This is a genomic window from Pseudomonas sp. P5_B2 (assembly GCF_056400445.1).
Window position 1 is genome coordinate 1 of sequence record NZ_JBFULH010000528.1, and the last position, 2881, is coordinate 2881.

2 protein-coding genes are annotated in these 2881 nt (G+C 60.2%); one reads left to right on the forward strand and one right to left on the reverse strand.

The features are described from left to right. Window positions 1-190: 190 nt before the first annotated feature. The gene (locus tag AC1DRJ_RS23450; RefSeq protein ID WP_477804249.1) at window positions 191-1507 is read left to right on the forward strand and encodes an MFS transporter; all 1317 of its coding nucleotides are present in this window, start codon (window positions 191-193) and stop codon (window positions 1505-1507) included. Window positions 1508-1603: 96 nt separating this feature from the next. Here the strand turns inward: AC1DRJ_RS23450 and purT are convergent, their stop codons facing one another. After that, window positions 1604-2785 (reverse strand): formate-dependent phosphoribosylglycinamide formyltransferase, encoded by a 1182-nt coding sequence (purT, locus tag AC1DRJ_RS23455; protein ID WP_477791281.1) that lies wholly within the window; start codon window positions 2783-2785, stop codon window positions 1604-1606. Between the last annotated feature and the right edge of the window lie 96 nt (window positions 2786-2881).

Consider the following 2881-nt stretch of genomic DNA (forward strand, 5'->3'; position numbering starts at 1 on the left):
CCAGTTCAGTTCCAGTCGTCGTATAAAGCCCCTTGTTCAATCGTTAGGCACCTTCCTATAATCGGGACGCTTACCCAAGCCCCGCGTCACTCCAGTGCTACCCGCACTCCGCTGCAAAACCCACATCCCTGGGTGTTCGACCATAAAAAAAATCGCTCCACTGGGGCACATGACTGTCAGGGATAACCGCATGACGACCAGCACGACTTATACCGAAACCACGTCCGCACAACCGACGAACTCCGCCACCCGGGTGGCCACAGCGAGTTTCATCGGCACCGCCATCGAGTTTTACGACTTCTACGTCTACGCCACCGCAGCAGCGTTGGTGATCGGGCCGGTGTTCTTTCCGCAGACCTCCGGCACCGCTCAAATGTTGTCGGCGTTCCTCACTTTCGGCATCGCCTTTCTTGCTCGACCGCTGGGTTCAGCACTTTTCGGCCACTTTGGTGACCGCATCGGGCGAAAATCGACACTTGTCGCCTCGCTGCTGCTGATGGGCGTCTGCACCACATTGATCGGCGTATTGCCGGGTTACGACAGCATTGGCGCCTGGGCGCCGATCCTGCTTTGTGTGCTGCGCTTCGGCCAGGGCCTGGGGCTGGGTGGCGAATGGGGAGGCGCGGCGCTGTTGGCCACGGAGAACGCCCCCAAAGGCAAACGCGCCTGGTTCGGCATGTTCCCGCAGCTTGGCCCTTCGATCGGTTTTCTGGCGGCGAATGGTCTGTTCCTGACCCTCGCAATGACACTGAATGACGAACAATTCCGCTCGTGGGGCTGGCGGATACCGTTTCTGCTCAGTGCCGTACTGGTGATGGTCGGCCTGTATGTTCGATTGAAGCTCCACGAAACCCCGGTATTCGCCAATGCGATGGCCCGTCAAGAACGGGTGAAAATCCCGCTGGTCGAACTGCTCAGCCAGTACTGGGCTCCGATGCTTTTGGGCGCAGGGTCGATGGTAGTGTGCTACGCGCTGTTCTACATCTCTACCGTGTTTTCGCTGAGTTATGGCGTGTCGACCCTCGGCTATACCCGGGAAACCTTCCTTGCTTTATTGTGCTTCGCCGTGCTGTTCATGGCTGCAGCTACACCACTGTCGGCGTGGGCCAGCGACCGTTACGGGCGCAAACCGGTGCTGATCATCGGTGGCGTGCTGGCGATTCTGTCCGGATTCTTGATGGAACCGCTACTGACCCAAGGTTCGACCTGGGGCGTGGCGTTGTTCCTGTGCATCGAATTGTTTCTGATGGGCGTAACGTTTGCGCCGATGGGTGCATTGCTGCCTGAACTGTTTCCGACTCACGTTCGCTATACCGGAGCCTCGGCTGCGTACAACCTGGGTGGGATCGTCGGTGCCTCGGCGGCGCCGTTCTTCGCGCAGAAGCTGGTGGCGATGGGCGGTCTGAGTTATGTCGGCGGGTATGTGTCGGCGGCGGCGGTGCTGAGTTTGATTGCGGTGCTGTGCCTGAAAGAGACACGGCATAACGATCTGAATCGGGTGGCCTGACAGACCGCTATCGCGGGCAAGCCCGCGCCCACAGGAGACCGCGTTCTGTCATAAAGAATGCGGTCCCTGTTGGAGCCGGGCTTGCCCGCGATGCTTTTAAAGCTCTACTACGACAGCCTGCGCAGCGCGAGTAGCCTTGGCACGAGCCAATTCAATCGATTCATCCCGCGCCAACGCTACACCCATCCGGCGCTGACCATTCACTTCTGGCTTGCCAAACAAACGCAACGCCGTGTCCGGCTCGCTCAACGCAGCACCCAGGTTGGCGAAAGCGGTCTGGGTCGACTGCCCTTCCACCAGAATCACCGCTGAAGCCGAAGGCCCGAACTGACGGATCAACGGGATCGGCAGGCCCAGAATCGCCCGCGCGTGCAACGCGAATTGCGACAGATCCTGGGAAATCAGGGTCACCAGGCCGGTGTCATGCGGGCGCGGCGAGACTTCGCTGAACCACACCTGGTCGCCTTTGATGAACAACTCGACGCCAAACAGACCACGACCGCCCAACGCCTCGGTGACGGCTTTGGCTACGCGCTCGGACTCAGCCAAGGCTATCGGGCTCATGGCTTGTGGTTGCCAGGATTCCTGATAGTCACCCTTCTCCTGACGGTGACCGACCGGCGCGCAGAACGTGGTGCCACCGACGTGACGCACGGTCAGCAGGGTGATCTCGTAGTCGAAGTCGATGAAGCCTTCAACGATCACGCGGCCTTTGCCGGCGCGACCGCCTTCTTGCGCGTAGTCCCACGCGGTTTTGACGTCATCGGCGCTGCGCAACAGGCTCTGGCCTTTGCCCGAGGAGCTCATCACCGGCTTGACCACGCACGGGAAGCCGAGATCTTCGACGGCTTTGCTGTAATCCTCGAAAGTATCGGCGAAGTGGTACGGCGAGGTTGGCAGATCCAGTTCTTCGGCCGCCAGGCGACGGATGCCTTCGCGGTTCATGGTCAGCTGTGCAGCACGCGCAGTCGGGATCACGGTGAAGCCTTCGGCTTCCAGTTCGACCAGGGTGGCGGTCGCGATGGCTTCGATTTCCGGCACGATGAAGTGCGGCTTCTCGGCTTCGATCACTGCACGCAGGGCGGCGCCGTCGAGCATGTTGATCACGTGGCTGCGATGGGCGACCTGCATGGCCGGGGCGTTGGCGTAACGATCCACGGCAATCACTTCAACGCCCAGGCGTTGCAGTTCGATCACCACTTCCTTGCCCAACTCACCACAGCCACACAGCAATACGCGGGTCGCGGTTGGCGACAATGGAGTTCCGATACGGGTCATCTCAGGTCCTCAAGAAGCGGATCATCGAGGGATGCAACGAAAGTAGCCTGTGTGGCCAGTTTTGTTAGTCAATTTCGGCGCAGGAAGCCCATATCC

Bases quoted from the DNA above. Each gene is read 5' to 3' on its own strand.
- AC1DRJ_RS23450 (WP_477804249.1), top strand. From the start codon at position 191: ATGACGACCAGCACGACTTATACCGAAACCACGTCCGCACAACCGACG.
- purT (WP_477791281.1), bottom strand. From the start codon at position 2,785: ATGACCCGTATCGGAACTCCATTGTCGCCAACCGCGACCCGCGTATTG.